Raw genomic sequence first — 25,764 nt, 5'->3', positions numbered from 1 at the left:
GAGCTCTCGAGCGGGTCCATCCCCTGGCGCTGCATCTCCTCCACGATCACCTGCATGTAGCTGGGCGTGACCATGATGATGTCGGGCCGGAAATCCTGGATCAGCTGCACCTGCTTTTCGGTCTGCCCGCCCGACATGGGCACCACGGTGCAGCCCGCGCGCTCGGCACCGTAGTGCGCGCCCAGGCCGCCCGTGAACAGGCCGTAGCCGTAGGCCACATGCACCATGTCGCCGGGCCGCCCGCCCGCCGCGCGGATGGAACGCGCCACCAGGTTCGCCCAGCTGTCGATGTCATTCAACGTGTAGCCCACGACCGTGGGCTTGCCCGTGGTGCCCGAGGAGGCATGCACGCGCGCCACCTTCTGGCGCGGCACGGCGAACATGCCGAACGGGTAGTTCTCGCGCAGGTCCTTCTTGGTGGTGAAGGGAAAGCGGGCCAGGTCGGACAGCGTGCGCAGGTCGGACGGATGCACGCCCTTTTCATCGAAGGCGCGGCGGTAGTGCGGCACATGGTCGTAGGCATGCTGCAGCGACCAGCGCAGGCGCAGCAGCTGCAGCGAGGCGATCTCGTCGCGGCTGGCGGTTTCGATGGGGTCGAGTTCGCCGGGGGCGGGGCGCTGGACAGGCATGGCTGGGCCTTTTCAGACGGACTGGTTCAGGCCGGGCACGGTGGGCCGGCCCTTGAAGCTGTGCGAGCGGCCACGGAACAGCGCGATCACTTCCTGGCGCTGGTTGGTGACCTGCACGTCATAGACGCCGGTGCGGCCTGCACGCGAGACTTCGCGTGCCTGCGCGGTGAGCACGTCGCCGGGCCGCCCGGGCGCGACGAAGTCCACGCTCAGGCCCGAGGCCACCGTCATCTCGTTGCGCGCATTGCAGGCATAGGCAAAGGCCGTGTCGGCCAGCGCCGTGATGAAGCCGCCGTGGCAGATGTCGAAGCCATTGAGCATGTCGTCGCGCACGGCCATCTCCATGCGCGCCGCGCCGGGGGCGATGTCCGTGATGCGCAGGCCCAGGCCTTGCGCGGCACGGTCGCGCGCCAGCATGCCGTCGCGCACCTGCTCGGCCAGGCGCTGTGCGGCTTCGTCCGGGGTGTGGGTGTCTTGCATGGCGGGCTCCTCAGCGGTCCGAGAACACGGCAGCCCGCTTGCCCAGAAAGGCGGCCACGCCCTCCTGGTAGTCGTGGGCCGCGCCCAGCTGGCCCTGCTGGCGCGCCTCGCGCGTGAGCGCATGTTCGTAGTCCAGCAGCTGGGCCGAGTCCATGGCCTCCCGCGTGCGCGCCAGGGCCCGCACCGGCATGGCGGCCAGGCGCTGCGCCAGGGCCTGGGCCTCGCTGCGCAAATCGGCATCTTCCACGCAGCGCCAGATCAGGCCGATGCGTTCGGCCTCGGCCGCAGGCAGCTTGTCGCCCAGCAGGGCCAGCCCCAGGGCGCGCGCACGGCCCACCAGGCGCGGCAGCAGCCAGGTGCCGCCGCAGTCGGGCACCAGGCCGATCTTGGCAAAGGCCTGGATGAAGCTGGCCGAGCGTGCGGCCAGCACCAGGTCGCAGGCCAGCGCGATATTGGCGCCCGCGCCGGCAGCCACGCCGTTGACGGCGGCCACCACGGGCACGGGCATGGACTTGAGACGCAGGCACAGCGGCTGGTAGCGGCGCTCGATCAGGTCGCCCAGGTTCTGGTCGGGCGCGGCCTCGGGGTCGGACAGATCCTGGCCCGCGCAAAAGCCGCGCCCCGCGCCCGTGAGCACCACGCAGCGCACCGAGGCATCGCCGGCGGCCTGCTCCAGGGCCGAAAGCAGCTGCTCGTGCAGCTGCGCGTTGAAGCTGTTGAGCGCGTCGGGGCGATTGAGCACCAGGGTGCGGACGGCGTCGTGCTGCTCAACCAGAACCAGCGATGGGGGCATGGAAGTCTCCGTGGCCTGTCTGCCGTCTTTATGCGGCAGATCAAACATAATTTACCGAATGGTCGGTAAATGTTAGTCGCCAGACCCTTTCCACCACAAGCGCCCAGGCACCGAGGAAACCCTAGGCCCCATGAAAAAAGGCCCTCACGGGCCGATTTGTCGAAGGTTCAGGGCTTGAAACCCGAGCGCTGCACCACCGGCGTCCACTGGGCGCGGTAGGCCTTGAGCATCTCGGCCGTCTGCGCGCTGCTGCTGGAGACCGGGGTCAGCCGGCTGGCCTCGAATTTCTGGCGCGTGTCGGGCTCCTTCATGATCTCCTGCACCATGCGCGACAGGCGCTCGGCAATGTCGGGCGCCATGCTCTGGGGCGCGAACAAGGTGTTCCAGCCCATGCCCGACAGGTTCAGGCCCGATTCCTTGAGCGTGGGGATGTCCGGCGCCATCGTGCTGCGGCGCTCGCCCGACACGGCCAGCACGCGGATCTTGCCGGCCTCGTGCTGGGGCAGCAGCACGTCGAAGGTGTCGATGGCCAGCGGCACCTGGCCGCCCACCAGGTCGGTCAGCAGCGGGGCCGAGCCCTTGTAGCCCACGGTTTCGGTCCGGACCTTGGCGGCCTCGCCCAGCATCAGCGAGAAGAAGTGCGGCAGGCTGCCCGTGGCCGGCACGCCCACGTTGGCCTGCTGCGGATTGGCACGCAGCCAGGCCAGCAGGTGCGACAGCTGCCTGACGGGCACGGCACTGGCCACGGCCACGCCGAATTCATAGCGATTGACCTCGCTGACCGGGCGGAAGTCCTTGTCGGGGTCGTAGCCCGAGTCGAGGAACACCAGGGGCGCCACCAGCATCACGGCCGGATTGGCCAGCAGCAGCGCAGGCTGGGAGGCCGGCGCGTTCTTCACATACTGGGCCGACAGGCGGCCGCCCGCGCCGGGCTTGTTCTCCACCACCACGGGCGAGCCCACGCGCGCCTGCAGCTTGTCGGCCACGATGCGCGCCACGCGGTCGGTGGCGCCACCGGGCGGGTAGCCCACGACGATGCGCAGCGGCGCCTTGCCCGGAAACAGCGGCTCGGCCGCCGTGGCACTTCCAGCCAGCCCGCTGGCAGCCCAAACGGCCGAGGCCGGTGCCAGGGCCAGGATCTGGGTCAGGGTTCTTCGCTGCATCGCAAACTCTCTCCTTGCATGGACGGATTCCCGTGCGGAACGCACGCCGCACAATGTAGCGGCCTCAAAAAGCCCGTTGCCGCCGATATTGACCAGGGTTAACCCGGGGCAAGACGCCCTGCGCCGCTCGGGCATCGCGGCAACCTGGCGAAGCCGACTCGGCGACAATCGCCCACCATGAGCTTCGCCCCCCTGACCAACGACACCTTCCTGCGCGCCTGCCGGCGCCAGGCCACCGACTACACGCCGCTGTGGCTGATGCGCCAGGCGGGCCGCTACCTTCCCGAATACAAGGCCACGCGCGCCCGGGCAGGCAGCTTCATGGGCCTGGCCACCAACGTGGACTACGCCACCGAGGTCACGCTGCAGCCTCTGGAGCGCTTCCCGCTGGACGCGGCCATCCTGTTCTCCGACATCCTGACCGTGCCCGACGCCATGGGCCTGGGCCTGTCCTTTGCCGAAGGCGAAGGCCCGCGCTTTGCCAAGGTGGTGCGCGACGAGGCCGCCGTGGCCGAGTTGGCCGTGCCCGACATGGACAAGCTGCGCTATGTGTTCGATGCCGTGACCAGCATCCGCCGCGCGCTCGATGGCCGCGTGCCGCTGATCGGTTTCTCGGGCAGTCCCTGGACCCTGGCCTGCTACATGGTCGAGGGCAAGGGCAGCGACGACTACCGCCTGGTCAAGAGCCTGATGTATGCGCGCCCCGACCTGATGCACCGCATCCTGTCCGTCAACGCCGACAGCGTGGCCGCCTACCTCAACGCCCAGATCGATGCGGGCGCCCAGGCCGTGATGGTGTTCGACAGCTGGGGCGGCGTGCTGGCCGATGGCGCCTTCCAGGAATTCAGCCTGGCCTACACGAAGCGCGTGCTGGCCGGACTCAAGCGCACGGGCGTCGATGGGCAGGACGTGCCGCGCATCGTCTTCACCAAGGGCGGCGGCATCTGGCTGCCCGACATGAAGGACCTGGACTGCGAGGTGCTGGGCCTGGACTGGACGGCCAACCTGGCCCGCGCCCGCGCCATCGTCGGCGGCGAGGTGGGCGGACCCGGCAAGGCGCTGCAGGGCAACATCGACCCCAATGTGCTGTTCGCGCCGCCCGAGCGCGTGGCCGAGCAGGCGCGCGCCGTGCTCGACAGCTTCGGCGCCCCGCACACCGACAGGACCACCACGGGCCCCACGCACATCTTCAACCTGGGCCACGGCATCAGCCAGTTCACGCCGCCCGAGCATGTGGCCGCCCTGGTCGAGGCCGTCCACGGCCATTCGCGCGCCATGCGCCAGCGCTGAGCGCCCGCCCTGCTCCTCATCACACGCAGGACCGGATGCCAGCGCAGCGCCGGCCCCCTGCCGTGACAGCCACCGGCCCGGCTGGGCCGCGCTGTCCACAGTCCGCGCGCCCGGCCGGCGCTTGCTGCACAAGATGGCCACAGACCATCTTATGCACAGAAAAATCTGAGCGAGGTCTTAGGACTCACAGTTGTCACCCGCGCCTGCACGCGGGCGACATATCGATATAAGCCGTTGTTTTTGAAGATTTTTTTTGATAGCACCGTTTTCAGAATGCACCACTCGGAAAGGTCAGACAAATGGGGGGATGGCCATAGATCCGAATAATCCCCACAAAGTTATCCACAGAAATTGGCGATATACCCAGAAACCCGTAGCCACGGCCCGGGATGTCTGGTGTAGAACGCCGCTTCCCACGCCTCGGACGCTGCCCAAGGCTTATGCTTGGCGGCTTTGTTGCCGCTGCTCGTGCCCTGCGGCACCAGCGTTTTCAGGCCCCGCTTTCTTCCCATGCCCCTTCCCACCCATACCGTCCATGTCGCCGTCCAGACGCCGGCGCACAGCGCCGTGGGTGATCTGCTGAGCTACACCTGCGAGCAGCCGCTGGAGCCGGGCACCCTGGTGCGCGTGCCGCTGGGACGCCGGGAACTGCTGGGCGTGGTCTGGGACGCGCCGGCCCAGCCGCCCGCCGTGCCCGAAGGCGTGGAGCTGCGCGCCATCTGCGCCGTGCTGGAGGGCATCGCGCCGCTGCCGGCGGCCTGGCGGCGGCTGGTGGCCTTCGCCGCCTACTACTACCAGCGCAGCGTGGGCGAGATCGCCGTGACGGCCCTGCCGCCGCAGCTGCGCGACATGACGGCCGAGCAACTGGCGCGCCGGCTCAGGCCGACCAAGGCCGCGGCGAAGAGAGCGGCCAAGGCTGCAAAGGCGGAACAGGCGCAACCGGCGCCTGGCGCTGCGCCTGCATCAGCGCTCGCACCGGCCCCGGCCGCCGCAGACATTCCCCCCATCGTCCTCAGCGCCGAGCAGGCCGACGTCTTCACGCAGATCGCCGCCCACCCCGGCCCCTTCCTGCTCTACGGCAGCACGGGCAGCGGCAAGACCGAGGTCTACCTGAGGACCACCCAGGCCGCGCTGGATGCCGACCCCGGCGCCCAGGTGCTGGTGATGGTGCCCGAGATCAATCTCACGCCCCAGCTGGAGCAGCGCTTCCTGGCGCGCTTTGCGCCGCAGTACGGCGCGGCCTGCGTGGTCAGCATGCACAGCGGCATGACCAACCCGCAGCGGCTCAAGAGCTGGCTGGCGGCACACACGGGCACGGCGCGCATCGTGCTGGGCACGCGCATGTCGGTGTTCGCCAGCCTGCCGGGGCTGTCGCTGATCGTGGTGGACGAGGAGCACGACGCCAGCTACAAGCAGCAGGAAGGCGCGCGCTACTCGGCGCGCGACCTGGCCATCTGGCGCGGGCGCGATACCGGCGCCAAGGTCATCCTGGGCAGCGCCACGCCCTCGCTGGAGAGCTGGCACGCCAGCCGCCCGCCCAATGCCGACGAGCCGCAGGGCGGCCGCTACCTGCGCCTGCACATGCCCAGCCGCATCGGCGCGGCCGCCCTGCCGCGCGTGCGTCTGGTGGACATGGGCCAGCAGCCGCGCAAGGCCGTGTTCTCGCCGCCGCTGATCGATGCCATCACCGAGCGTGTGCAGCGCGGCGAGCAAAGCCTGGTGCTGCTCAACCGCCGCGGCTTCGCGCCCGTGCTGTTCTGCGCCGACTGCGGCTGGAAAAGCGACTGCCCGCACTGCAGTGCCCACCAGGTCTTCCACAAGGCCGACCGCACGCTGCGCTGCCACCACTGCGGCTACACCCAGCGCGTGCCCATGGCCTGCCCCGGCTGCGGCAATCCCGACATCCTGCCGCTGGGCAAGGGCACGGAGCAGCTGGAGGAAGAACTGGCCCGCCTGCTGCGCAATGTGCAGCGCCCCGACCGCGAGCCCGCCCGCGTGGCGCGCATCGACGCCGACACCACGCGCGCCAAGGGCGCGCTGGAGGAGCAGCTGGCCCAGGTGCATGCCGGCGACATCGATGTGCTGGTCGGCACCCAGATGGTGGCCAAGGGCCATGACTTCCGGCGTATCACCCTGGTGGCCGCCGTCCAGCCCGACAGCGCGCTGTTTTCCAGCGACTACCGCGCGCCCGAACGCCTGTTCAGCCTGCTGATGCAGGCGGCCGGCCGCGCAGGGCGCGACGCGCACTACGTGGCCGCCCAGGGCAGCCATCCGGAGATGTGGATACAGACGCATGACCCGTCCCATCCCGTCTACACCGCGCTGCGCTCGCACGACTACCCTGCCTTTGCGGCGCGCCAGCTGCGCGAGCGGCGCGATGCGGGCATGCCGCCGTTTGCCTTCCAGGCCATCGTGCGGGCCGATGCGCGCAGCCAGGAGGCCGCCCAGGCCTTTCTGGCCGCCGCCGCCCAAGCCGCGCGCCAGGCCGGCCTGCCCCATGTGGACGATGTGTTTCTCTACCCGCCCATTCCCATGTCCGTCCAGCGCGTGGCCAATGTGGAGCGGGCGCAGATGCTGATCGAGTCGGCCCAGCGGCCCGCCCTGCTGCGCTTTCTCTGGGCCTGGCAGGCGCATCTGCACTGGATCAGGGCACAGCCCGAGCACCGCGCCCTGGTGCGCTGGCTGGTGGACGTGGACCCGCTGGCCATCTGAACGTGGCACAGCCTCTGGAACGGCCCCAAAAAACCCCAAGCCTTTCAGGCCTTTGGCGCAATCCCACAAAGCATTCACCGCTACTTTTTCGGAAGCGCTTTTAGCGCATCCGCCGCACGGCTCCCATCGGGATTTGCGCTGATGCAGGCGGGGCATGTTTATTGCATCGTGCCGCATTCAGCCCACAAGGCTGGATCATTCAATGCCTTTCCAGGAGCGATACATGCCGTTCACCCCCTTCCGTATGACCTTGATGGCCGTCGCGCTTGCGCTGGCAGGCTGCGCGTCCCAGCCCGGCGCCAGCCAGGCCCCCGCAGCCGCAGCGCCCGCCACGGCGACCGCCCCTGCACCCGCTCCCGCCGCACAGGCCGGCAAGCCCCATGTGGTCGTCCTGGCCACGGGCGGCACCATTGCCGGCGCGGGCGCCAGCGCCGTCAACAGCGCCACCTACACGGCCGCCAAGGTCCCCGTGGACAAGCTGCTGGCCGGCCTGCCCGAGCTGAGCAACATCGCCAACGTCTCTGGCGAGCAGGTGTTCCAGATCGCCTCCGAAAGCTTCACCAACAAGGAACTGCTGACGCTGGCACGCCGCGTCAACGAGCTGGCCAAGCAGCCCGGCGTGGACGGCATCGTCGTCACCCACGGCACGGACACGCTGGAGGAGACCGGCTACTTCCTGAACCTGGTGGTGCCCACCGACAAGCCCATCGTCATGGTCGGCTCCATGCGCCCCGGCACGGCCATCTCGGCCGACGGCGCGCTGAACCTGCTGGGCGCCGTGGCCACGGCCGCCTCCAAGGACTCGGCGGGCAAGGGCGTGCTGGTCAGCATGAACGACAACATCGACTCCGCGCGCGATGTGGCCAAGCTCACCAACATCAAGACCAATGCCTTCTCCAGCCAGTGGGGTCCGCTGGGCATGGTGGTCGAGGGCAAGACCTACTGGTTCCGCGCCCCCGTCAAGCGCCACACCAGGGGCAGCGAGTTCAACATCGAGCAGATCACCGACCTGCCCGCCGTGGACATCGTCTACGGCTACGGCAACGTGCCGGCCACGGCCATCGACGCGCTGGGCAAGGCCGGCGTCAAGGCCATCGTGCACGCCGGCACGGGCAACGGCTCGGTGGCCGACCGCATCGTGCCCAAGCTCAATGAACTGCGCCAAAAGGGCGTGATCGTGGTGCGCAGCTCGCGCGTGCCGGCCGGCTTCGTGCTGCGCAACGCCGAGCAGCCCGACGACAAGTACGACTGGGTCGTCGCCCATGACCTGAACCCGCAGAAGGCCCGCCTGCTGGCCGCCGTGGCCCTGACCAAGACGCAGGACACGAAGCAGCTGCAGCGCATCTTCTGGGAATATTGATAGGCACCCCCTGAGGCGCTGGCGCGCCTTCCCCCCGTGGCACGGCGCCTCTCTACCCGCTTCGCGGGGGAGGGGGACGACAGCCTCGCTGCGGGGCGGCCCTTGCTTGCTGTCCCTTGCTTTGGGCCTCGTCGGTTTTTTGCGCTGCGCCCACATGGCCCGGTCCATTTTTGGCCGGGCCTTTTCTATTGCTGCTTCTTAGTTCGTTGTGAACAGCGGGGTGAGGGGGCCTTGGGCGATGTGGCAGTGCGCTTGTTCGAGGGCCTGGGCGAAGGCGTCGGAGCGCAGGTAGGCGTATTCGACGGCGCGCTGGGCGCCTATGGCGTCGCCCTGGACGGGGGCGGTGGCGGGGTGGCACATCATGAGGCTGCCGGGCTGCAGCTGGGCCAGCCATTGGGCCATGTGGCGGCCATAGCCTTCGGGCGTGGGCTGGTCGAAGGCGTAGACGCCGCCGAAGCCGTGGTTGAGCGGCACGCCCTGGCGGCGCAGGCGGCGGGTGGTGGTCCAGCCGCCGAGCAGGGCGATGATGGCGGCCTTGGGGTCGCGCCAGAGCTGGCCGGCCGGGGTGGTGGAGCGGACCCAGGGCAGGTCGTCGGCGTTGTCGCCATAGCGCTGGCGCAATTCCTGCACCAGCGCGGCGCGCACGCCGGGGAGCTGGTGCACGTGCTGGTGGCCGTCGATGAAGTCGGGGGCCATGCCCAGCGCGTCCTCGAAGGCGTCGAGCTGGCGGCGCCAGGCGTCGCGCATGGCGGCGCCGCCGAGTGCGCCGGCATAGGCGCGCGCGATCACGGCACCGATGCCGGCGGCAGGCTGCAGGCCGTGGCCCTCGGTCAGGTTGAAGTGCAGGCCCAGCGACAGGCGCGGGCGCAGCGCGGGCAGGCGCCTGGCCGCCTGCCTCCAGTGCGGTGAGGTGGTCATGCAGCTGGTGGCCGACAGCCGGCCCTGCAGCGTGAGCTGCTCCACGGCCTCGTCGACCAGGGGGTGCAGCGCATAGTCGTCGGCGCACAGGACGACGGTTCTGGCCGGGGACTTCTCCCCGTTTATGGCAGGCATGGTGTTCATGGGGATTCCTTGCGTCCGGGGGCCGCAAAGGCCCAGAACTTGGCCAGGACGAAGGTGCCCACCGCCACCAGCACCAGCACCAGGGCCAGGCTCCAGAAATAGTGCCAGTGCAGCCAGTGCAGGGCCGCCCAGTACAGCAGCTCATTGGCCACGAAGGAGACGCAGGCCACCGCGAAGTATTTGGCCACCACGGCCCGGCCACGCGCCTGGGCCTGCACGAAGGTGAACAGCGCATGGCCGTTGTAGCTGACCACGAAGGCCACGAGAAAGGCCAGCACATTCGCATGCAGCGGCGCCATGCCCGCCAGCTGCACCAGCAGGGCGACCACGGCCAGGTGCGTGGCGGCCGCGCAGCCGCCCACCAGCACGAACTGCAGCGCCTGCGGCAGGCGGCGCAGCTGCGCGATCACATCGTGCATGGCTACTCCCGCGGCGCCAGCGGGCTGCGGTCCTCGTCGCGCGCCAGCAGGTAGGTGGGGCGGCGCTTGACCTCGTCATAGATCCGGCCGATGTACTCGCCCAGGATGCCGATGGACATCAGCTGCACGCCCGAGAACAGCATGATGCTGGCCGCCAGCGTGGGCCAGCCGTCCAGCGGGTTGCCGAAGATCAGCGTCTCCATGGTGATCCACAGCCCGTAGAGCAGGGCCGCCAGCGAGATCATCCCGCCCACGATGCTCCACACGCGCAGCGGCAAGGTGGTGAACGAGGTCAGCCCCAGCAGGGCCAGCGAGCCCAGGCGCCGGAAATTGAAGCTGGACGCCCCGGCCGTGCGGTCGGCCGGCACGAACGGCAGTGCCGCCGCCTTGAAGCCCACCCAGGCGTACAGGCCCTTCATGAACCGGTGGCTCTCGGGCAGGGCCTTGAGCGCGTCGGCCACGCAGCGGTCCAGCCAGCGGAAGTCGCCGGCATTGGGCGGGATCTTCACCAGGTTGCCGGCATTCATGAGCCGGTAGAACAGGTTGGTGCCCACCCGCTTGGCGCCGCTTTCGGCGCCCCGGTCGGCGATCACGCCATAGACCATGTCGTAGCCGGACTGCCACAGCTCGCACATCTGGGGCAGCATCTGCAGCGGATGCTGGAAGTCGGCGTCGATCAGCACCACGGCATTGCCGCGCGCATGGTCTATGCCGGCCGACAGGGCCGCCTCCTTGCCGAAGTTGCGAGACAGCGCCAGGTAGCGCACGGGCAGCTCCTGCGCCATGCGCAGCGCGATCTCGTGCGTGGCGTCGCGGCTGCCATCGTTGACGACGATCAGCTCGTAGTCGGGCGTCAGCGTGCGCACGGTCGCGTCCAGGGCCCGCAGGAACGCCTCCAGGTTGCCCTCTTCATTGTGGGCCGGCACCACGCAGCTCAGCCGCAGCGGCGCGCGCGGCAGCATTCCCTTGGGAGCGGCCGGAGCAATGTCAGCATGCAATTCGGTCATAGGCCAGCATTGTCAGCGGGCTGGCTGCCCGCGCGCGGCAACACATCAAAAACCGCATACGCATAAGGTGTGGGCACAGGAAAACGCCAGCCCGAGCGTTGCAGCGTGAGCACACGCGGCTCCTGCGGCAGGCCCAGCTTCGCCAGCCAGGCCTGCGCCTGCCGCTCGCAATCGCGCGATTTCGCGGTCGGCCCGGGCTCGCCGGCCACGGGGCCGCGCGGGCACAGCAGCAGGCCGGGCTGGCGGCGCCAGTCCGGCAGCGCCAGCACACGCGCATATTCGCTGTCGGGCAGGCCGGGGATGGTGCGCAGATGCGGCTGTGCATAGAAGGAGAGCATGGCGTTTTCCGCCCAGTCGCCGCCCACCCACTGCAGCGGCTGCTCCGGGTGGCGCTGGTTCCAGGACAGCACGATGGCCTGGGCCGCATCGGCCGCGGGCCGGTAGTAGTCGGAACTGCTCTTGCGCGCATTGCCCCAACCCGCGGCCACGCCAATCACCAGCACCACGGCCAGGCTCGGCCACCAGGCGCGGCGCAGCGCGGCCAGGGCGGCCTGCGTCGCGGCAGGCGCCTCGGCGTCCAGGTTGCGCAGCCACAGCAGCACGAAGGCATAGCCGATGGGAATGGCCCAGGGCGTCGACAGCTCCACCACGCCGGTGGCGCCAAAGCCCAGCGTCGTCAGCCAGGGCATGAGGGCCAGCCAGAACAAGGTGTCGCCCCGCCCCTGCCAGGCCCAGCTGCGGCGCAGAAAGCGCGCGCTCCAGCGCAGCCAGCCACCGCCTTGCTGGCGGGCCTGCATGAAGCCATACACCAGGCACACGGCCAGCCAGGCCGGCAGCCAGTAGAAGATGGGCGCCAGCGCAAAGCGCAGCACATAGCTCCACACCACCTGCCCGCCGCCCTGGTCCATGGCATAGCCCAGCGTCACCCACTGGTGGTGGGCAATCCAGGCCACATGCGGCGCCAGCGCCAGGCCAAAGGCTGCCAGCGCCACATAGGGCCTGGGAGTGAGCAGCCACTGGCGACCTTCGCGCACCAGGAGGATGGGCAGCAGAAAACCGGCCAGGAACACGCCGCTGTAGTACTTGCTGAGCATGCAGGCGGCCGAGACCACGCCCAGCGCCACGCTGAAGGCCAGGCCCCGCACACCCTTTTCCTGCCAGCTGGCCAGCAGCAGGGCCGCTGCCCAGGGCCACAGGGACAGCAGCTGGCTGTTGGCGTTGAACTTGCCGGCCAGCGTCGTATACGGGAAGCACCACAGCAGCAGCAGCGCCCCCAGCGGCGCCAGGCGCGCCAACCCCAGGCGCCGGCCCAGCACATAGACACCCCACAGGCCCACGCCCACATTGGCATAGGACAGCAGGCGGTAGAAGGCGTCGTTCTGCGGAAACACCATGAACCACAGGCCGACCACCCAGGCGAAGAACGGCGGGTGCTTGTGCGTGCCCAGCTGCAGCGGCTGGGACCAGGCATAGTTCTCCAGCATGTCGTGGTAGCCGTCCAGATTGCCATTGGCCAGCCAGGACACCAGGGCCCAGAGCAGGCAGGCCAGCGTCACCATCCAGAGCAGGCCCGCGCCCGTGGGAGCGCCGGCCAGGGCAGAGGGGGAGGGTTTCATGCAATCCCGTCGAGGTGGTGAAAAAACATGGGCGCGATTGTAGAGAGCGCCAGCCTGCCGACAGGCCTGGACTGACCGGGCCTGCCCAGTCCTGCCGCTCGGACCTGCTCAGGCCATCAACGCCACGGCACCCGAGAAACTCAGGAAGGCCAGCACCGTGGACACCAGGATGATGCGGGCCACCCGCCCGCCATGCGCACCGAAGCGCTCGGTCAGCAGCGAGACATTGCTGGCGCTGGGCAGTGCGGCCAGCAGCACCAGGGCCACGAAGGCCTCCTCACCCAGCGGCAGGCCCAGCGCCATGGCCGCGCGGGCCACGGCCCAGACCAGCAACGGATGGACCAGCAGCTTGGCCAGCGCGATGGGCACGTAGTCGCGCGCGGCCACGCGCTCATGGCTGTTCATCTGCGAGCGCGCCAGCACGGCGCCTATGGTGAACAGCGCCACGGGCGAGGCCGCGCCCGCCAGCATGGCCACGGTGCGGTCGATGGGGCCGGGCAGCGTCCAGCCCGCCGCCGACGCCACTGCGCCCAGCACGATGGACCAGGGCATGGGGTTGGAGGCCATGCCCGCCAGCGCGCGGCGCAATGCCACCGCCACACCGTGCCCGCCCGGCATTCCGAGGCGCGACAGCGCAATGCACAGCGAGGTGGTCACCACCATGTCGATGGCCATGGTGACGATGACCGGGCCCGCCGCACGCTCACCCAGCAGCGCCACCAGCATGGGCACGCCCATGAAGCCGGTATTGGGGAAGGCGGCCACCAGCGCGCCGAAGGCCGCATCGTTCCAGCCCACGCGCCGCAGCGTGAGCGCCACGGTGGCGCCCACCATCAGCAGCGCGCACAGCAGGTAGACCACGGAGACGCCCACATCCAGCAGTTGCGCGATCGGCGTCTGCGCGCCAAAGCGAAACAGCATGCAGGGCAGCGCGAAATACAGCACGAAGGCGTTGAGCCCCGGTATCGCCGCCTGCGGCAGCACGCCACGCCAGGTGGCTGCGAAGCCGCAGGCCACGAGAGCGAAGAAGGGGAAGGTGATCAGCAGGACGGACAGCACGCGGCGATTCTGGCAGCAAGCCGGCGCGTACGCTGCGCGCCCGTGGCGCACCGGTGACGGCGGGCGAAAAAAAACCTGCCGGAATCCGTCTCCGGCAGGTCTGGCGGCAAGAGCGCGGGCGCTCTCAGAGTGCCAGGTCCTTTTCGATCTCCTGCACCTTGCGGCGGGCCAGCGCCAGGTTGGAGCGGCTCTTGTCCAGCACCAGGTAGAAGAACACGCCTTCATGGGCGGCCACGGGCCGGATGACGTGGTACTGGTGGGTCAGGGTGATCAGGATGTCGTCGATGGCATCGTCCAGCTTGAGCATGCGCATGGTCTTGAGCTTGGCGCGCACCACCTCCGTGTTGCCGGCGGCGGCCAGCTCCATGTCGAGGCCGGAGCCCGCGCTGCCCATCAGCATGCCGCTGGTGCTGTCCACCAGGGCTGCGCACAGGGCGCCATCGATGCCCAGCAGGCCGTTCAGAGAATCATGTATCGAAGCCATATGCCACCTCTTTCAAATAGCAAGGGCAGGCGATGCGATGGACTCATCGCGCCCGCTCCTCGGGGGAGAAAACTCTTGAATCGGATACGGGGGTCAGAGACGGGACAGATCGCCGGCCACTTCGCCCGCGGCCCACAGCGCACGTCCCAGCAGGGCGCTTTGATCGACCACCATGCACAGGATGGCCGGGTGGCTGCCGCCGACGGCCTGGAAAAGGACGGTACCCAGTTCGGTCTCGAAGGTCAGGCGGTGGCAGGACTTGTGGCCTATCTCGGCGGCCACGGCCTTTGCCATGGCCATCAGCGAGCCCGCCATGGCAGACAGGCGCTCCGTCGGCAGCTCGCTCTTGACCCGCAGGGCCGTGATCTCGAAACCATCGGGCGTGCACAGCAAGGCGATATGCACGCCCTCGAGAGGCGCCACCACGCGATTGAGTGCAACTTGGCCAGCTTCGATCACGGTGGAGGAAATCTGGGGATGCGTTGGTGTCTTCATGCCTGACTTTGCAAGGAAAGCAAGGAAACGAGCACCCCCAGCGCATCCAGCAACTGCTGCCGGTCACGGGGGTCCGCCTGGATGACAGGCACTATACCGCGACCTCGATCGGCCAAGGCGGTGCTGAACGCCTCCTGCTGTTGTTCGCTGGCGTCACGGCAACTGAGCAGCAGCACCTGGGGTTCGACCTCCAAGGTGGCGATCTCGGACAGGAGCTGCGCGGCATAGTCCGGCGCCGAGGCATCGCCCACATCCACCATCAGCAGCACGCCCACCGAAGCATTGAGCACCCAGCGGCGCACGAAGTCGAAGCGGTCCTGGCCCGGGCTGCCCACCAGCTGCAGCCGCATTCCCTCGCCCAGATCGATCTCGCCGAACTCCGCGCCCACGGTGGTGAACTCCTTGGAATGGGCGGCCCGGTCGAGATTGGGCACATCCGTTGCGGCCATCAGCGCTCCGCACAGGCTGCGCAGCGCCGTGGTCTTGCCGATGCCCATGGGGCCGATCAGGCTCACCCGCACCAGTCCCGCACCGGGCTGGTCGCTCATCCACATGCTCATGCCTGCCCTCCGCGGCGTATCCAGCCGGTCAGCCGCTGCACCCACTGGCGCGACAGGCCTGGCGCCACGGCAGTGGCAGCCCCGTGCGCCTGCGCGCGGTGGCCGCCCAGCGGCATTGGATCGTCCGCACGGGCCGGCCTCAGGCTGCAATCGAGCGTGCCGCGCAGCCGGGGGTGGCGCAGCAGCTCGGCCACGGCGGCAGGCGCCATGCCGCTGTGCTCGCACAGTGTGGCCACATCCATCGGGCCACGGCACAGCATGGCCAGGGCCCGCAGGGATTCGGCACTGTTCCAGGGCGCGGGCAGCGCCACCCAGGCCTTGAGCCGGAATTGGTAGCGGCAGCCCTCAGCCTGCTGCCGAAGGTCATCCAGGGCGCGCACCAGGGTCTGCGAGGACGCCACCTGCTGGCGCACCGTCCAGTCCATGAGAAAGACGGCGGCCCGGTCCAGCATGTCGATCAGGTCGGAGAGCGTGAAATCCAGATCCAGATAGGTGGCCAGGCGCTGGGGCGTGCGTTCCAGGTGCTGCCCCTGGGGCACACCGCCCACATAGACCACGCAAGGCAGCCATCCGGCCGCCTCGGGCACGGGCAGGCTGCCGTCCACCACCAGCACCTGGGCGCTGACCAGGGGCACCTGCCGCCAGCCGCGCAGCGACTTGCGGGACGCCACGGCAAACAATGTCTCAAAACGCTGCTTGAGCAGCGGCGACCACAGCTCGGCAGCCAGGCCAATCTCATCGGTAGTGCGAGCCAACTTCAACGCCTCCCCGGATAGCAGCGGGAAATGAACAGATCGAGGTCGCCTGGAGCAAATATAGGCGAGCACTGATATTTTCGATAGTTTTCGCTCAACGATCACACCCATCAATGTGAACTTTTCTATCGGTGGCTGTACAGCCACAGACAGCTCCCCGCGGGTCGCGAGATTTGTCGCCGAATTCCAAGGGTGCTTACACCTGCCCGGACGGCCCCGACCCCCGAAGCGGTATGCTCCCGCTTCCCTCACTTTCACGCCTTTCCCCGCGCAACGCACCCATGTCCGCAGGACTCAATCTGGCCCAGCTCCAGGCCGTCCACTACACCGAAGGCCCCTGCCTGGTCCTGGCCGGCGCGGGCTCGGGCAAGACACGCGTGATCACGCACAAGATCGGACGCCTGATCGAGACGGGCATGGCGCCACGGCGCATCGCAGCCATCACCTTCACCAACAAGGCAGCGGCCGAAATGCGCGAGCGCGCGGCCGGCCTCATCGGCCGACAGGCCAAGGATGTGCTGGTCTGCACCTTCCACGCCCTGGGCGTGCGCATGGTGCGCGAGGACGGCCATGTGCTGGGCCTCAAGCCCCAGTTCAGCATCCTGGATGCCGACGACGTGACGGGCATCCTCAAGGACTGCTCGGGCGGCACCACCGACCTGGCCACGGCGCGCCAGTGGCAATGGACCATCAGCAACTGGAAGAACGCCGGCTGGGACAGCCGCAAGGCCCTGGCCATGGCCCAGGACGACAACGAACGCAGCACGGCGCTGATCATGCAGCGCTACGAAGAGCGCCTGACCGCCTACCAGAGCGTGGACTTCGACGACCTGATCGGCATGCCCATGCGCCTGCTCAAGAACCACGCCGAGGTGCGCGAGAAATGGCAGCGCCTGCTGGGCCATGTGCTGGTGGACGAATACCAGGACACCAACGCCACGCAGTACGAGCTGCTCAAGCTGCTGGTGGGCAACCGGGCCCACTTCACGGCCGTGGGCGACGACGACCAGAGCATCTACGGCTGGCGCGGCGCCACGCTGGACAACCTCAAGAAGCTGCCGGTGGAGTTCCCGCAGCTCAAGGTGATCAAGCTGGAGCAGAACTACCGCTCCACCTCGGCCATCCTGCGTGCGGCCAACAACGTGATCCAGCCCAACCCCAAGCTCTATCCGAAGACGCTGTTCTCGGAGCTGGGCGAAGGCGAGCCCGTGCGCATCGTGGACTGCGACACCGAGGAGCACGAGGCCGAGCGCGCCGTGGCCCGCATCCAGAGCCTGCGCGCGGCCAGCAACCCGCCGCCGGACTGGAAGGATTTCGCCATCCTCTACCGCGCCAACCACCAGGCCAAGCCCTTCGAGAAGGCCTTGCGCAAGGCCAACATTCCCTACAAGGTCTCGGGCGGCACCAGCTTCTTCGACCGCGCCGAGATCAAGGACCTGTGCGCCTGGTTCCGGCTGTGGATCAACAACGACGACGACCCCGCCTTCCTGCGCGCCATCGGCACGCCCAAGCGCGGCATAGGCCACACCACGCTGGGCAAGCTGGGCGAGTTTTCCTCGCAGCACAAGCTCAGCATGTTCGGCGCCCTGTTCGCGCACATGCTGGAAGCGGCCCTGCCCAAGAAGGCGCATGACAGCCTGCTGGAGTTCGGCCGCTACATCAACGACCTCGAATACCGCGCCCGCCACACGCTGGGCGCCGAGCAGTCGCGCGGCTTCATGCTCGACTGGCTCAAGGAGATCGGCTACGAGCAGTACCTCTACGACAGCGAGGACAGCGAATCGGTGGCCGCCGCGCGATGGAGCAACGTGCTGGAGTTCTGCGACTGGATGGCCCAGCGCGCCGGCGGCCAGATCGAGGATGCGGCGGGCACGACCACGCACACCGAGGTCAAGAGCCTGCTGGAGGTGGCGCGCAACATCGCCCTGCTGTCCACCATCAGCGAGCGCGAGAAGGAGCAGGACATGGTCATCCTGTCCACGCTGCACGCCTCCAAGGGCCTGGAGTGGCCGCATGTGATGCTGGTCGGCGTGACCGAGGGCATGCTGCCCTTCAAGCTCGACGACGACGATGGCCGCCAGCAAAAGGTCAGCGACGAGACGGCCCAGCGCCTGCAGGAAGAGCGCCGCCTCATGTACGTGGGCATCACGCGCGCCCGGCGATCGCTGGCCGTGAGCTGGACCAAGCGCCGCAAGAAGGGCCGCGAGATGGTCTCCACCCTGCCCAGCCGCTTCATCAAGGAAATGGGCCTGGACGCCGCCACCTCGCGCGAAGACCCGCGCGAGAAGCTGCGCCAGCTGCGCGCCGAGTTCGCGCTCAAGGCACAGCAGTCCACGCCCGCCGACTCCTGATTCCCCGAAAGACACCGCATGCGTTTTTACCGCCCCGTTCTCAGCCTGGCGCTGGTGGCCGTGACCGCCGCCTGCTCCAGCACCGCCTTGCAGCCCACTGCCCAGGCCACCCCACAGTCCACCGCCCAGGCCAAGGCCGCACCCAAGGCCGCCCGCACAGCCTCCGCACAGCCCCCTCTCTCATGCCCCGAGGGCGAGGAAATGAAGGACAGCCAGCTGCAGGGCGAATGGACCGGCACGGTCGAAGGCCAGGCCCAGCCCGTGCGCCTGCAGCTGGGACCGCACCCCCAGTGGAAGGGCAACGTCAAGGGCACGATCGCGCGCGGCGCAGACACCCGGCCCATGGTCGGCGACGTGGCCGATGACCACATCACGCTGGAAGAAAGCGCCGACGGCAAGCGCATCACCGCCACCTGGCTGGGCGATGTCGTCGAAGGCAGCTGCGCCCGCGAGATCCGCGGCAACTACCTCGAAGGCGAGGATGCCGCGCCCCGGCCCTTCGTGCTGCGCAAGCTCGCGCCCTGACCGGCCCCCGAGCCTGCACACGAGCCCCTGCTGCCTCTTCACTCATTACCCCTTACTCTTCGCTCCTTCCATCACCGGACCCCTGCCATGACGAATCCTCCACACCTGGATCGCCGCAAGCGCCCAAGCCGCACGCCGACACCCCTGCAGTGGGCCCTGGCCATGGGCCTGGGCGCCACGCCCTGGCTCGGCGCCCAGGCGCAGACCGCGCCCCGCCCCCTGTCCGAGGACGCCTGGCGCCAGTGCGCCGCCACCACGGACAACCAGTCTCGCCTGGCCTGCTTCGACACCTGGGCACAGCAGCAGCAACCGCTGACCGCGCCGCCGGCCACCGGCTGGAGTGCTCCGGCCGCCAGCGCCGCAGCCGATCCTGGCGCCCTGCCCACGCCCGCCCCCGTGGTGACGGCCGACAGCGGCCAGGGCCTGGCGCTGCCCACCACCCCCACCAACGGCGGCTGCCGCGACCCGCGCTACAGCGAGCTGTCGCGCTACTTCGAGCTGGAACCGGGCAGCGACTGCGGCACCTTCAGCTTCCGCGGCTACCGGCCCATGTCCGTGTCCGTGGTGACGGCCGACCATGTCAACCGGCAGCCCACCACGCCCGGCAAGGACCCTGCGCAGTCGCAGCCCTACAAGACCGAGGAAATGCGCGTGCAGCTGTCCGTGCGCACCAAGGTCGCCCAGGGCCTGCTGACCGGCAGCACCTCGGCGGGCAAGGACTCGCTGTGGGTCGGCTACACCCAGCAGTCGTACTGGCAGCTGTTCAGCCCCGCCATCTCGCGGCCCTTCCGCAACACGGACCACGAGCCCGAGATCTTCTACGTCTACCCCACCGATGCCCGGCTGCCCTTCGGCTGGCGCTGGCGCTACAGCGGCGTGGGACTGGTGCACCAGTCCAACGGCCAGAGCGATCCGCTGTCGCGCAGCTGGAACCGCTGGTATCTGATGACCGGCTTCGAGCTGGACAACCGCTGGCAGCTGCACGCCAAAGCCTGGCAGCGCATCCGCGAAAGCGCCGAGCACGACGACAACCCGCGCATCCAGGACTACATAGGCCGGGGCGAGGTGAAACTGGGCTGGAACGTCAATGCGCAGAACTATCTGGGCTTCACTGCGCGCGGCTCGCTGGGCCAGGGCCGCGGCTCCGGCCGCGTCGAATGGCTGCGCACCCTAGGCGAAGGATGGAACGGTGGCAAGAGCAATTTGCGCCTGCATGTCCAGCTTTTCAGCGGATACGGTGACAGCCTGATCGATTACAACTACAAGCGCACCGTGCTCAGCGTGGGCTTCAGCCTTCTGGACTTCTAGAAGGCCGGCCCTCGCGGGCACGCTTTGCCGCTTGCCCTTCGCGGGGAAGCCCCGCCCCGCTGGCTGCATTGCCAGCGGCCGGGGCCATGCGTCAGAATGCGCCGATGCCCCGGGCCTTTGCAGGCAGGCCCGGAACCCGCCCCAGAACGAACCGCGGAGGTCCGCCATGGATTTGCAATACCAGCTCAAGGCCGGCAGCTACTGCCTGTACGACATGCGCGAGACGCCCAGTGCCATCACGGGCGAGCGCCGCTGCCGGCTCAGGACCGAGCTGGTGGCCATTGCCTTCGACCTGGTCACGGGCCAGGTCCATGAGCATGGCTCGCCCACGCGCATCCATGCCTGGGCGCTGTGCATGCGCCGGCGGCTGCGCGCGGCCGGCGACTGGGACCAGGCCGACAGCATCGTCGTGGTCTCCGGGCCCCTGCCGGTGGATGAGATCAACAAATGCCTGGGCATACGCGGCTACTGCCGCCGCATGTTCCAGCGCCTGGCCAGCCTGCCGCACGGCAAGCTGCAGCCCCACGCGCATGCGCACGCTCATGGCGCCCACGGCGCCTACGGAGCTTACGGCGCCCATGCAGGCCGGCACCAGAGCCATCAGGGCCAGCAGCGGCGGGCTGCCTGAAGGCCCGCGCGCCTGCCCGGCGCGGCGCGGCCTCACTCGGGACTCAGGTCCTGCTCCTCATCTTCATCGCGCGGCTCGGCATGCTTGACGATGGTCACCGGCAGCCGGCTGTTGCGCGCCACCTCGCGCGAGACCGAGCCGATCAGCACGCGCCGCAGGCCGCCCTGGCCCAGCGCGCCGATGATGATCTGCTCGCAGCCCGTGCTCTCGGCAATGTCGGCCAGCGCGGCGGCGGGCTCGCCCAGGCCGATCTCCACCTCGTAGGAAATGCCGGCAGCCCGCACCAGGGCCACGGCCGGCGCCACCAGGTGCATACCGGCGTCCACGCTGGCGGCGGCGATCATGTCCGAGTCCTGCGTGGCCAGCTCGAACAGCGAGGCCTCCTGCTGCACATGGGCCAGCACGAAATGCGCCTGAAGGCCCTGGCGCACCAGGGAGATGGCGTGGTGCACGGCATCCAGCGAGGGCTCGGACCCGTCAACGGCAATCATGATCTTCAGCATGCAGACCTCCTTTTTTGTAGCTGGCGAATCGCAACCACCCCAGTGTAGACGCGGGCCGGCTAAGCCGGACGGGCTCCGGGGACAGTCGCGGCGCGTCCGACACGCGCATGCGGCCATCTGGGACAATGGAGGGCTATGCTGCAATTCGACCTGCTCAAGACCGATCCCTCCAGCCACGCGCGCCGCGGCCAGCTCACGCTCAACCACGGCGTGGTGCAGACACCCATCTTCATGCCCGTGGGCACCTATGGCACCGTCAAGGGCGTGATGCCGCGCAGCCTGCAGGAGATGGGCGCGCAGATCATCCTGGGCAACACCTTCCACCTGTGGATGCGCCCGGGGCTGGACATCATGCAGAGCTTCGGCGGCCTGCACGGCTTCGAGAAGTGGGACAAGCCCATCCTCACCGACTCGGGGGGCTTTCAGGTCTGGAGCCTGGGCGCCATGCGCAAGATCACCGAGGAAGGCGTGCACTTCGCCAGCCCCGTCAATGGCGACAAGCTGTTCATGTCGCCCGAAGTCAGCATGCAGATCCAGACGATCCTGAACTCGGACATCGTCATGCAGCTGGACGAATGCACGCCCTACGAGACCAACGGCCACAAGACCACCGAGGCCGAGGCACGCAAGAGCATGGAGATGAGCCGCCGCTGGGCCAAGCGCTCCAGCGACGAATTCCAGCGCCTGGGCAACCCCAATGCGCTGTTCGGCATCGTGCAGGGCGGCATGTACGAGAACCTGCGCGAGGAATCGCTGCAGGCCCTGGTCGAGATGGACTTCCCCGGCTACGCCGTGGGCGGCGTCTCGGTGGGCGAGCCCAAGGACGAGATGCTGGCCATCATGGCCCACACGCCCCACCGCCTGCCGGCCCACAAGCCGCGCTACCTGATGGGCGTGGGCACGCCCGAGGACCTGGTGCAGGGCGTGGCCGACGGCGTGGACATGTTCGACTGCGTCATGCCCACGCGCAATGCGCGCAACGGCACCATCTTCACGCGCTATGGCGACCTGAAGATCCGCAATGCCCGCCACAAGACCGACCACCAGCCGCTGGACCCCAGCTGCACCTGCCACGCCTGCGCCGGTGCCAGCGGCGTGAGCTGGGAGCAAGGCGGACGCGACGGCTTCTCGCGCGCCTACCTGCACCACCTGGACCGCTGCGGCGAGATGCTGGGCCCCATGCTCACCACCATCCACAACCTGCACTACTACCTGAACCTGATGCAGGAAGTGCGCAATGCGCTGGAGGCGGGCAACTTCACTGAAATGCGCGCACGCTTCAAGGCCGAGCGCGCCCGGGGCGTCTGACGCCCCGCAGCCGATCGTTCAGGTCACTCAGGTGGCCAGGGTCGCTCAGGTCGCCATATCCTTGAGCGACCAGGACACGCCGGTCTCGAAGCCGGCGCGCATCTCGTCGGCCACGCGCTCCAGCTCGTCCAGAAACAGGCGCATGGCGGCCGCCCTGGTGTAGCCGATGCGCTGGTACAGACAGCTTGGCAGCTGTGCTCCTGCATCGTGCAGGGGCCGCCAGAGCAGGCGGCCGGCCGCCACATCCTCGGCCACGTTGTCGGGCACCAGGAATCCCAGGGCCGTGCTGCCGGCCACCAGGCGCCGCACCATGGGCACGGAGCTGGTCTCCACCAGCGGCCGCTGCTGGTGCAGGGCTGCGCTGTCCATCTGCTCCAGCATGCTGCGCAGCTCCATGCCCGGCGCCATCAGGATCAGCGGATAGGCCACGCAATCGCGCAAGCGCAGCAGGCGCGGCTCGGTGGCCAGCGGATGGCCGGGAGCCATCACCGCGCCCAGCGGCTGGGGCCAGGCCCGCACCTCCTGCACGCCGGGCGGCGGCGGGCGGCGCAGGCAATAGGCCACATCGATCTCTCCCTGCGCAACGCCGCGCAGCAGCTCCTCGCCCGTGCCCGAGCGCACGCTGAAGGTGATGCCCGGATAGCGCCCGTGCAGGCTGGCGATCACCAGGGGCAGCAGGTACTCGGCCGTGGCATGGGACACGCCCACGCGCACATGGCCCCGGCGCAGGGCGCGCAGGTCCTCCACCTGGGCCAGCGCGTTGTCGAAGTCACGCTGGCTGCGCCGCACGGCCGCCAGCATCAGCTCCCCGGCGGTTGTCAGCTGCATGCCGCGCGGCAGGCGGTCGAACAGCGGCACGCCGACCTGGGCCTCCAGATTGAGGATCTGCTGGTTCACGGCGGCCGCCGTCAGGTGCAGCGTGACGGCGGCCTTGCGCACCGAGCCACGGCGAGCCACCTCGTCGAAACAGCGAAAGGCCTGGGAGATTGCGGGCATGGCGCGGAGTGTAAATTTTTATCTGACACCTCATCCAAAACAAACAGCTATTCCTGACGCTTGCGACTGCCTACAGTGGCGCTCATTCCCCGCCCTCCTTTGAAAGCAGCCCATGGCAAGCACCGTAGACCAAGTCACCCAGCGCCGCCGCGGCGTCGGACTCATCGCCCACGACCCCGCCCTTTCGGCCGGCGGCTACACCCTGATCGCGCCGCAGACGGCCGACGGCCATGTCTACCTGGTGGACATCGAGGGCCGCGTGGCCCATGAATGGAAGCTGCCCGTGCGCGCGGGCCGCCATGCCGTGATCCTGCCCAACGGCAACCTGGGCTACAACGGCAACCATCCCCGCTCGCCCGACCGCTATGCGCCGTGGTCCATGTGGCACGGCGGCGATTTCTACGAGGTCACGCCGCAGGGCGAGATCGTCTGGCGCCACGAGGACCCGGACCACCACCATGACGCGCAATGGCTGCCCAACGGCCACCTGCTCTATGCCGCCTGCGCGCCCGTGCCCGAGGGCTTTGCCGAGCGCGTGCCCGGCGGCACCGCGCACGGAACCGGCGAGGTGATGTACGGCGACGTGATCCGCGAGGTGGACCGCAGCGGCCGCCTGGTCTGGGAATGGAAGGCCTGGGAGCACCTGGAGCCCGAGGACTTCCCCATCCACCCGGGCTTTGGCCGCTACCACTGGCCGCTGGTCAACGGCCTGGGCGTGAGGGCCGACGGCAGTGTGCTCATGAGCCTGCGCACCACCTCCGGCATCATCGCCGTGGACAAGGCCAGCGGCGCGGTGACGCTGCACATTCCGCCTTCCGTGGTCTCGCACCAGCATGCGCCCGTGGCGCTGGCCAACGGCCACATCCTGGCCTTCGACAACGGCAACTTCCGCGAAGGCGCCCACGTGGCCTTCTCGCGCGTGGTGGAGATCGATCCGGCCGACCACCGCGTGGTCTGGAGCTACCAGGACGAGATGGTCAACGCCTTCTACACCGCCTTCATGGGCAATGCCCAGCGCCTGTGGAACGGCAACACCCACATCACCGAATCGGCCACGGGCCGGCTCTTCGAGGTCACGCCTGCGGGGGAAGTGGTCTGGGAATACATCCTGCCCTGGTTCGCCGAGTATCCCGATGCCGCAGCGCGCCGCACCGGCCCCGGCCGGCTCAACAGCGTGTTCCAGACCTGGCGCTACCACGCGGACCAGCTGCCCTGGCTGGGCGATGCCGGGAGGCTGGCATGAGCCTCAACCGCAGGCAACTGGCGGCCTGGATGCTGGGCGCGCCCTGGCTTTCGCCGGCAGCCCGCGCCTCCACGGCTGGGGCCGACGCCTGGCCCAGCCAGCCGCTGACCGTGGTGGTGCCCTTTTCGCCAGGCGGCAGCGTGGACGTGGCCGCACGCCTGGTCATGCCGAGGCTGGCCGAGCGGCTGCACCAGCCCGTGGTCATAGAGAACACGGTGGGCGCCTCGGGCACCATCGCCACCCAGCGTGTCATCAAGGCCCGGCCCGACGGGCACACCGTGCTGTTTGGCGTGGCCAGCTGCGTGCTGATCGCGCCGCTGGTCTCGCCAGAACGCTTTCGCTATGACGGCCTCAGGGAGCTGCTGCCCGTGGCGCCCGTGGCCTCTTCGGCCTTCGTGCTGGCAGGCCGCCCCGACCTGCCGGCCGCCACGGCGGCCGAGCTGGTGCAGCTGTCACGCCAGCAACCGGGCCGGCTGACCGTGGGCACCGACGGCGTGGGCACCAGCCTGCACCTGACGGCCGAAATGCTCCAGCAGCAGGCCGGCCTGTCATGGACGCATGTGCCCTACAAATCCGGCCCGCAGGCGCTGACCGAGCTGGCAGGCGGGCAGATCGACCTGGCCGTGCTGCCCGTGGCCCTGGTCCAGTCCTTCGTGCGCGAGGGCAAGCTGCGCGGCCTGGGGGTGACATCGCGCCAGCGGGCCGCCACCTTGCCGCAGACACCCAGCCTGTCGGACACGGCGGTCTGGCAGGCGTTCGATGTCGAAGCCTGGCAAGGCCTGCTGCTGCCAGCCCGCACCGATGCCCGCATTGCAGAGCGCCTGGCCCGGGAGACCGCCGCCGTGCTGGCCGAGCCGGAACTGGTGCGCAAGCTGGCCGAGGCCGGCTTCAAGCCCATGGTCATGGAGCAAGCCCAGTTCACCGCCCACCTGCAAAGGGAGAGAAAGCTGCTGGAGGCCACCGTGCAGGCCGCCCGCCTGCAAGGCACAGGCTGACCCGGCCAGGCCAGGCCAGGCCC

25 protein-coding genes are annotated in these 25,764 nt (G+C 69.0%); 10 read left to right on the top strand and 15 right to left on the bottom strand.

Annotated elements, in window-relative coordinates; all coding sequences use genetic code 11:
• The 4 genes from GRX31_RS25355 to GRX31_RS25340 form a co-directional block, all read right to left on the bottom strand.
• Window positions 1-629: AMP-binding protein (locus GRX31_RS25355; protein WP_337193983.1), on the bottom strand; the 629-nt coding region annotated here is incomplete at its 3' end.
• A gap of 12 nt (window positions 630-641) precedes the next feature.
• Window positions 642-1,109 (bottom strand): hydroxyphenylacetyl-CoA thioesterase PaaI, encoded by a 468-nt coding sequence (gene paaI, locus GRX31_RS25350; protein WP_160855446.1) that lies wholly within the window; start codon window positions 1,107-1,109, stop codon window positions 642-644.
• A 10-nt stretch (window positions 1,110-1,119) separates the two neighbouring features.
• Complete coding sequence (locus GRX31_RS25345) at window positions 1,120-1,902, bottom strand: enoyl-CoA hydratase-related protein (protein ID WP_013800319.1); 783 nt, start codon at window positions 1,900-1,902, stop codon at window positions 1,120-1,122.
• A gap of 167 nt (window positions 1,903-2,069) precedes the next feature.
• A complete protein-coding gene (locus tag GRX31_RS25340) occupies window positions 2,070-3,065 on the bottom strand; it encodes a tripartite tricarboxylate transporter substrate-binding protein (protein ID WP_047472596.1) in 996 nt (331 codons plus the stop codon).
• A gap of 177 nt (window positions 3,066-3,242) precedes the next feature.
• Between GRX31_RS25340 and hemE the strand changes: the two genes are divergently transcribed.
• The 3 genes from hemE (at window position 3,243) to GRX31_RS25325 (ending at window position 8,427) form a co-directional block, all read left to right on the top strand.
• On the top strand, window positions 3,243-4,355 hold the full coding sequence (gene hemE / locus GRX31_RS25335; RefSeq protein ID WP_046987045.1) for a uroporphyrinogen decarboxylase: 1,113 nt from the start codon (window positions 3,243-3,245) through the stop codon (window positions 4,353-4,355).
• Window positions 4,356-4,865: 510 nt separating this feature from the next.
• Window positions 4,866-7,067, top strand: a complete 2,202-nt coding sequence (gene priA, locus GRX31_RS25330) for a replication restart helicase PriA (RefSeq protein WP_160855444.1) — start codon at window positions 4,866-4,868, stop codon at window positions 7,065-7,067.
• A 223-nt stretch (window positions 7,068-7,290) separates the two neighbouring features.
• Entirely contained in the window at window positions 7,291-8,427 is a 1,137-nt protein-coding gene (locus GRX31_RS25325) for an asparaginase (RefSeq protein ID WP_046988369.1), read from the top strand.
• Between the two features lie 198 nt (window positions 8,428-8,625).
• On the opposite strand, the gene GRX31_RS25320 is transcribed toward GRX31_RS25325, so the two are convergent.
• The 9 genes from GRX31_RS25320 to GRX31_RS25280 form a co-directional block, all read right to left on the bottom strand.
• The gene (locus GRX31_RS25320) at window positions 8,626-9,489 is read right to left on the bottom strand and encodes a ChbG/HpnK family deacetylase (RefSeq protein WP_016450380.1); all 864 of its coding nucleotides are present in this window, start codon (window positions 9,487-9,489) and stop codon (window positions 8,626-8,628) included.
• Complete coding sequence (locus GRX31_RS25315) at window positions 9,486-9,908, bottom strand: GtrA family protein (protein ID WP_160855442.1); 423 nt, start codon at window positions 9,906-9,908, stop codon at window positions 9,486-9,488. Before GRX31_RS25315 ends, GRX31_RS25320 begins: the two co-directional genes overlap by 4 nt.
• A 2-nt stretch (window positions 9,909-9,910) precedes the next feature.
• Complete coding sequence (locus tag GRX31_RS25310) at window positions 9,911-10,915, bottom strand: glycosyltransferase family 2 protein (RefSeq protein WP_016454509.1); 1,005 nt, start codon at window positions 10,913-10,915, stop codon at window positions 9,911-9,913.
• A complete protein-coding gene (locus GRX31_RS25305) occupies window positions 10,912-12,531 on the bottom strand; it encodes a glycosyltransferase family 39 protein (protein ID WP_160855440.1) in 1,620 nt (539 codons plus the stop codon). The genes GRX31_RS25310 and GRX31_RS25305 overlap by 4 nt, the downstream gene beginning before the upstream one ends.
• Window positions 12,532-12,639: 108 nt before the next feature.
• Window positions 12,640-13,590, bottom strand: coding sequence for an AEC family transporter (locus tag GRX31_RS25300; protein ID WP_160855438.1), 951 nt, complete (start codon window positions 13,588-13,590; stop codon window positions 12,640-12,642).
• Window positions 13,591-13,714: 124 nt separating this feature from the next.
• On the bottom strand, window positions 13,715-14,074 hold the full coding sequence (locus GRX31_RS25295) for a hypothetical protein (RefSeq protein WP_016450375.1): 360 nt from the start codon (window positions 14,072-14,074) through the stop codon (window positions 13,715-13,717).
• Between the two features lie 93 nt (window positions 14,075-14,167).
• Window positions 14,168-14,569: a roadblock/LC7 domain-containing protein gene (locus tag GRX31_RS25290; protein ID WP_016450374.1), complete on the bottom strand. Its 402-nt coding sequence runs from the start codon at window positions 14,567-14,569 to the stop codon at window positions 14,168-14,170.
• The gene (locus GRX31_RS25285) at window positions 14,566-15,129 is read right to left on the bottom strand and encodes a GTP-binding protein (RefSeq protein WP_016450373.1); all 564 of its coding nucleotides are present in this window, start codon (window positions 15,127-15,129) and stop codon (window positions 14,566-14,568) included. Before GRX31_RS25285 ends, GRX31_RS25290 begins: the two co-directional genes overlap by 4 nt.
• A complete protein-coding gene (locus tag GRX31_RS25280) occupies window positions 15,126-15,884 on the bottom strand; it encodes a hypothetical protein (protein WP_160855436.1) in 759 nt (252 codons plus the stop codon). Before GRX31_RS25280 ends, GRX31_RS25285 begins: the two co-directional genes overlap by 4 nt.
• Before the next feature lie 281 nt (window positions 15,885-16,165).
• Here GRX31_RS25280 and GRX31_RS25275 point away from each other — a divergent pair, with 281 nt between their 5' ends.
• The 4 genes from GRX31_RS25275 (at window position 16,166) to GRX31_RS25260 (ending at window position 20,696) form a co-directional block, all read left to right on the top strand.
• Window positions 16,166-18,235, top strand: a complete 2,070-nt coding sequence (locus GRX31_RS25275; RefSeq protein ID WP_160855434.1) for an ATP-dependent helicase — start codon at window positions 16,166-16,168, stop codon at window positions 18,233-18,235.
• 18 nt (window positions 18,236-18,253) lie between these two features.
• Complete coding sequence (locus GRX31_RS25270; RefSeq protein WP_016454506.1) at window positions 18,254-18,760, top strand: hypothetical protein; 507 nt, start codon at window positions 18,254-18,256, stop codon at window positions 18,758-18,760.
• 87 nt (window positions 18,761-18,847) lie between these two features.
• Window positions 18,848-20,068 (top strand): phospholipase A, encoded by a 1,221-nt coding sequence (locus GRX31_RS25265; protein WP_047219272.1) that lies wholly within the window; start codon window positions 18,848-18,850, stop codon window positions 20,066-20,068.
• A 166-nt stretch (window positions 20,069-20,234) separates the two neighbouring features.
• Entirely contained in the window at window positions 20,235-20,696 is a 462-nt protein-coding gene (locus GRX31_RS25260) for a hypothetical protein (protein ID WP_160855432.1), read from the top strand.
• 32 nt (window positions 20,697-20,728) lie between these two features.
• Here the strand turns inward: GRX31_RS25260 and GRX31_RS25255 are convergent, their stop codons facing one another.
• Complete coding sequence (locus tag GRX31_RS25255; protein ID WP_016450367.1) at window positions 20,729-21,199, bottom strand: universal stress protein; 471 nt, start codon at window positions 21,197-21,199, stop codon at window positions 20,729-20,731.
• A 135-nt stretch (window positions 21,200-21,334) separates the two neighbouring features.
• Here GRX31_RS25255 and tgt point away from each other — a divergent pair, with 135 nt between their 5' ends.
• The gene (tgt, locus tag GRX31_RS25250; RefSeq protein ID WP_016450366.1) at window positions 21,335-22,507 is read left to right on the top strand and encodes a tRNA guanosine(34) transglycosylase Tgt; all 1,173 of its coding nucleotides are present in this window, start codon (window positions 21,335-21,337) and stop codon (window positions 22,505-22,507) included.
• Window positions 22,508-22,552: 45 nt separating this feature from the next.
• On the opposite strand, the gene GRX31_RS25245 is transcribed toward tgt, so the two are convergent.
• The gene (locus GRX31_RS25245) at window positions 22,553-23,503 is read right to left on the bottom strand and encodes a LysR family transcriptional regulator (RefSeq protein ID WP_017406524.1); all 951 of its coding nucleotides are present in this window, start codon (window positions 23,501-23,503) and stop codon (window positions 22,553-22,555) included.
• Between the two features lie 112 nt (window positions 23,504-23,615).
• Here GRX31_RS25245 and GRX31_RS25240 point away from each other — a divergent pair, with 112 nt between their 5' ends.
• On the top strand, window positions 23,616-24,746 hold the full coding sequence (locus GRX31_RS25240) for an aryl-sulfate sulfotransferase (protein ID WP_016454504.1): 1,131 nt from the start codon (window positions 23,616-23,618) through the stop codon (window positions 24,744-24,746).
• Entirely contained in the window at window positions 24,743-25,741 is a 999-nt protein-coding gene (locus tag GRX31_RS25235; RefSeq protein ID WP_016454503.1) for a Bug family tripartite tricarboxylate transporter substrate binding protein, read from the top strand. Before GRX31_RS25240 ends, GRX31_RS25235 begins: the two co-directional genes overlap by 4 nt.
• Window positions 25,742-25,764 lie beyond the last annotated feature (23 nt).

The organism is Delftia sp. CH05 (genome assembly GCF_009827015.1).
Classification (GTDB): Bacteria; Pseudomonadota; Gammaproteobacteria; order Burkholderiales; family Burkholderiaceae_C; genus Comamonas; species Comamonas tsuruhatensis.
The sequence above is the reverse complement of the archived record's forward strand: the minus strand, read 5'-3'. Positions and strand labels throughout refer to the sequence as shown.

Coding starts and splice junctions, on each gene's coding strand:
- paaI (WP_160855446.1), bottom strand. CDS start 1,109: ATGCAAGACACCCACACCCCGGACGAAGCCGCACAGCGCCTGGCCGAG.
- GRX31_RS25345 (WP_013800319.1), bottom strand. CDS start 1,902: ATGCCCCCATCGCTGGTTCTGGTTGAGCAGCACGACGCCGTCCGCACC.
- GRX31_RS25340 (WP_047472596.1), bottom strand. CDS start 3,065: ATGCAGCGAAGAACCCTGACCCAGATCCTGGCCCTGGCACCGGCCTCG.
- hemE (WP_046987045.1), top strand. CDS start 3,243: ATGAGCTTCGCCCCCCTGACCAACGACACCTTCCTGCGCGCCTGCCGG.
- priA (WP_160855444.1), top strand. CDS start 4,866: ATGCCCCTTCCCACCCATACCGTCCATGTCGCCGTCCAGACGCCGGCG.
- GRX31_RS25325 (WP_046988369.1), top strand. CDS start 7,291: ATGCCGTTCACCCCCTTCCGTATGACCTTGATGGCCGTCGCGCTTGCG.
- GRX31_RS25320 (WP_016450380.1), bottom strand. CDS start 9,489: ATGAACACCATGCCTGCCATAAACGGGGAGAAGTCCCCGGCCAGAACC.
- GRX31_RS25315 (WP_160855442.1), bottom strand. CDS start 9,908: ATGCACGATGTGATCGCGCAGCTGCGCCGCCTGCCGCAGGCGCTGCAG.
- GRX31_RS25310 (WP_016454509.1), bottom strand. CDS start 10,915: ATGACCGAATTGCATGCTGACATTGCTCCGGCCGCTCCCAAGGGAATG.
- GRX31_RS25305 (WP_160855440.1), bottom strand. CDS start 12,531: ATGAAACCCTCCCCCTCTGCCCTGGCCGGCGCTCCCACGGGCGCGGGC.
- GRX31_RS25295 (WP_016450375.1), bottom strand. CDS start 14,074: ATGGCTTCGATACATGATTCTCTGAACGGCCTGCTGGGCATCGATGGC.
- GRX31_RS25290 (WP_016450374.1), bottom strand. CDS start 14,569: ATGAAGACACCAACGCATCCCCAGATTTCCTCCACCGTGATCGAAGCT.
- GRX31_RS25285 (WP_016450373.1), bottom strand. CDS start 15,129: ATGAGCATGTGGATGAGCGACCAGCCCGGTGCGGGACTGGTGCGGGTG.
- GRX31_RS25275 (WP_160855434.1), top strand. CDS start 16,166: ATGTCCGCAGGACTCAATCTGGCCCAGCTCCAGGCCGTCCACTACACC.
- GRX31_RS25270 (WP_016454506.1), top strand. CDS start 18,254: ATGCGTTTTTACCGCCCCGTTCTCAGCCTGGCGCTGGTGGCCGTGACC.
- GRX31_RS25265 (WP_047219272.1), top strand. CDS start 18,848: ATGACGAATCCTCCACACCTGGATCGCCGCAAGCGCCCAAGCCGCACG.
- GRX31_RS25260 (WP_160855432.1), top strand. CDS start 20,235: ATGGATTTGCAATACCAGCTCAAGGCCGGCAGCTACTGCCTGTACGAC.
- GRX31_RS25255 (WP_016450367.1), bottom strand. CDS start 21,199: ATGCTGAAGATCATGATTGCCGTTGACGGGTCCGAGCCCTCGCTGGAT.
- tgt (WP_016450366.1), top strand. CDS start 21,335: ATGCTGCAATTCGACCTGCTCAAGACCGATCCCTCCAGCCACGCGCGC.
- GRX31_RS25245 (WP_017406524.1), bottom strand. CDS start 23,503: ATGCCCGCAATCTCCCAGGCCTTTCGCTGTTTCGACGAGGTGGCTCGC.
- GRX31_RS25240 (WP_016454504.1), top strand. CDS start 23,616: ATGGCAAGCACCGTAGACCAAGTCACCCAGCGCCGCCGCGGCGTCGGA.
- GRX31_RS25235 (WP_016454503.1), top strand. CDS start 24,743: ATGAGCCTCAACCGCAGGCAACTGGCGGCCTGGATGCTGGGCGCGCCC.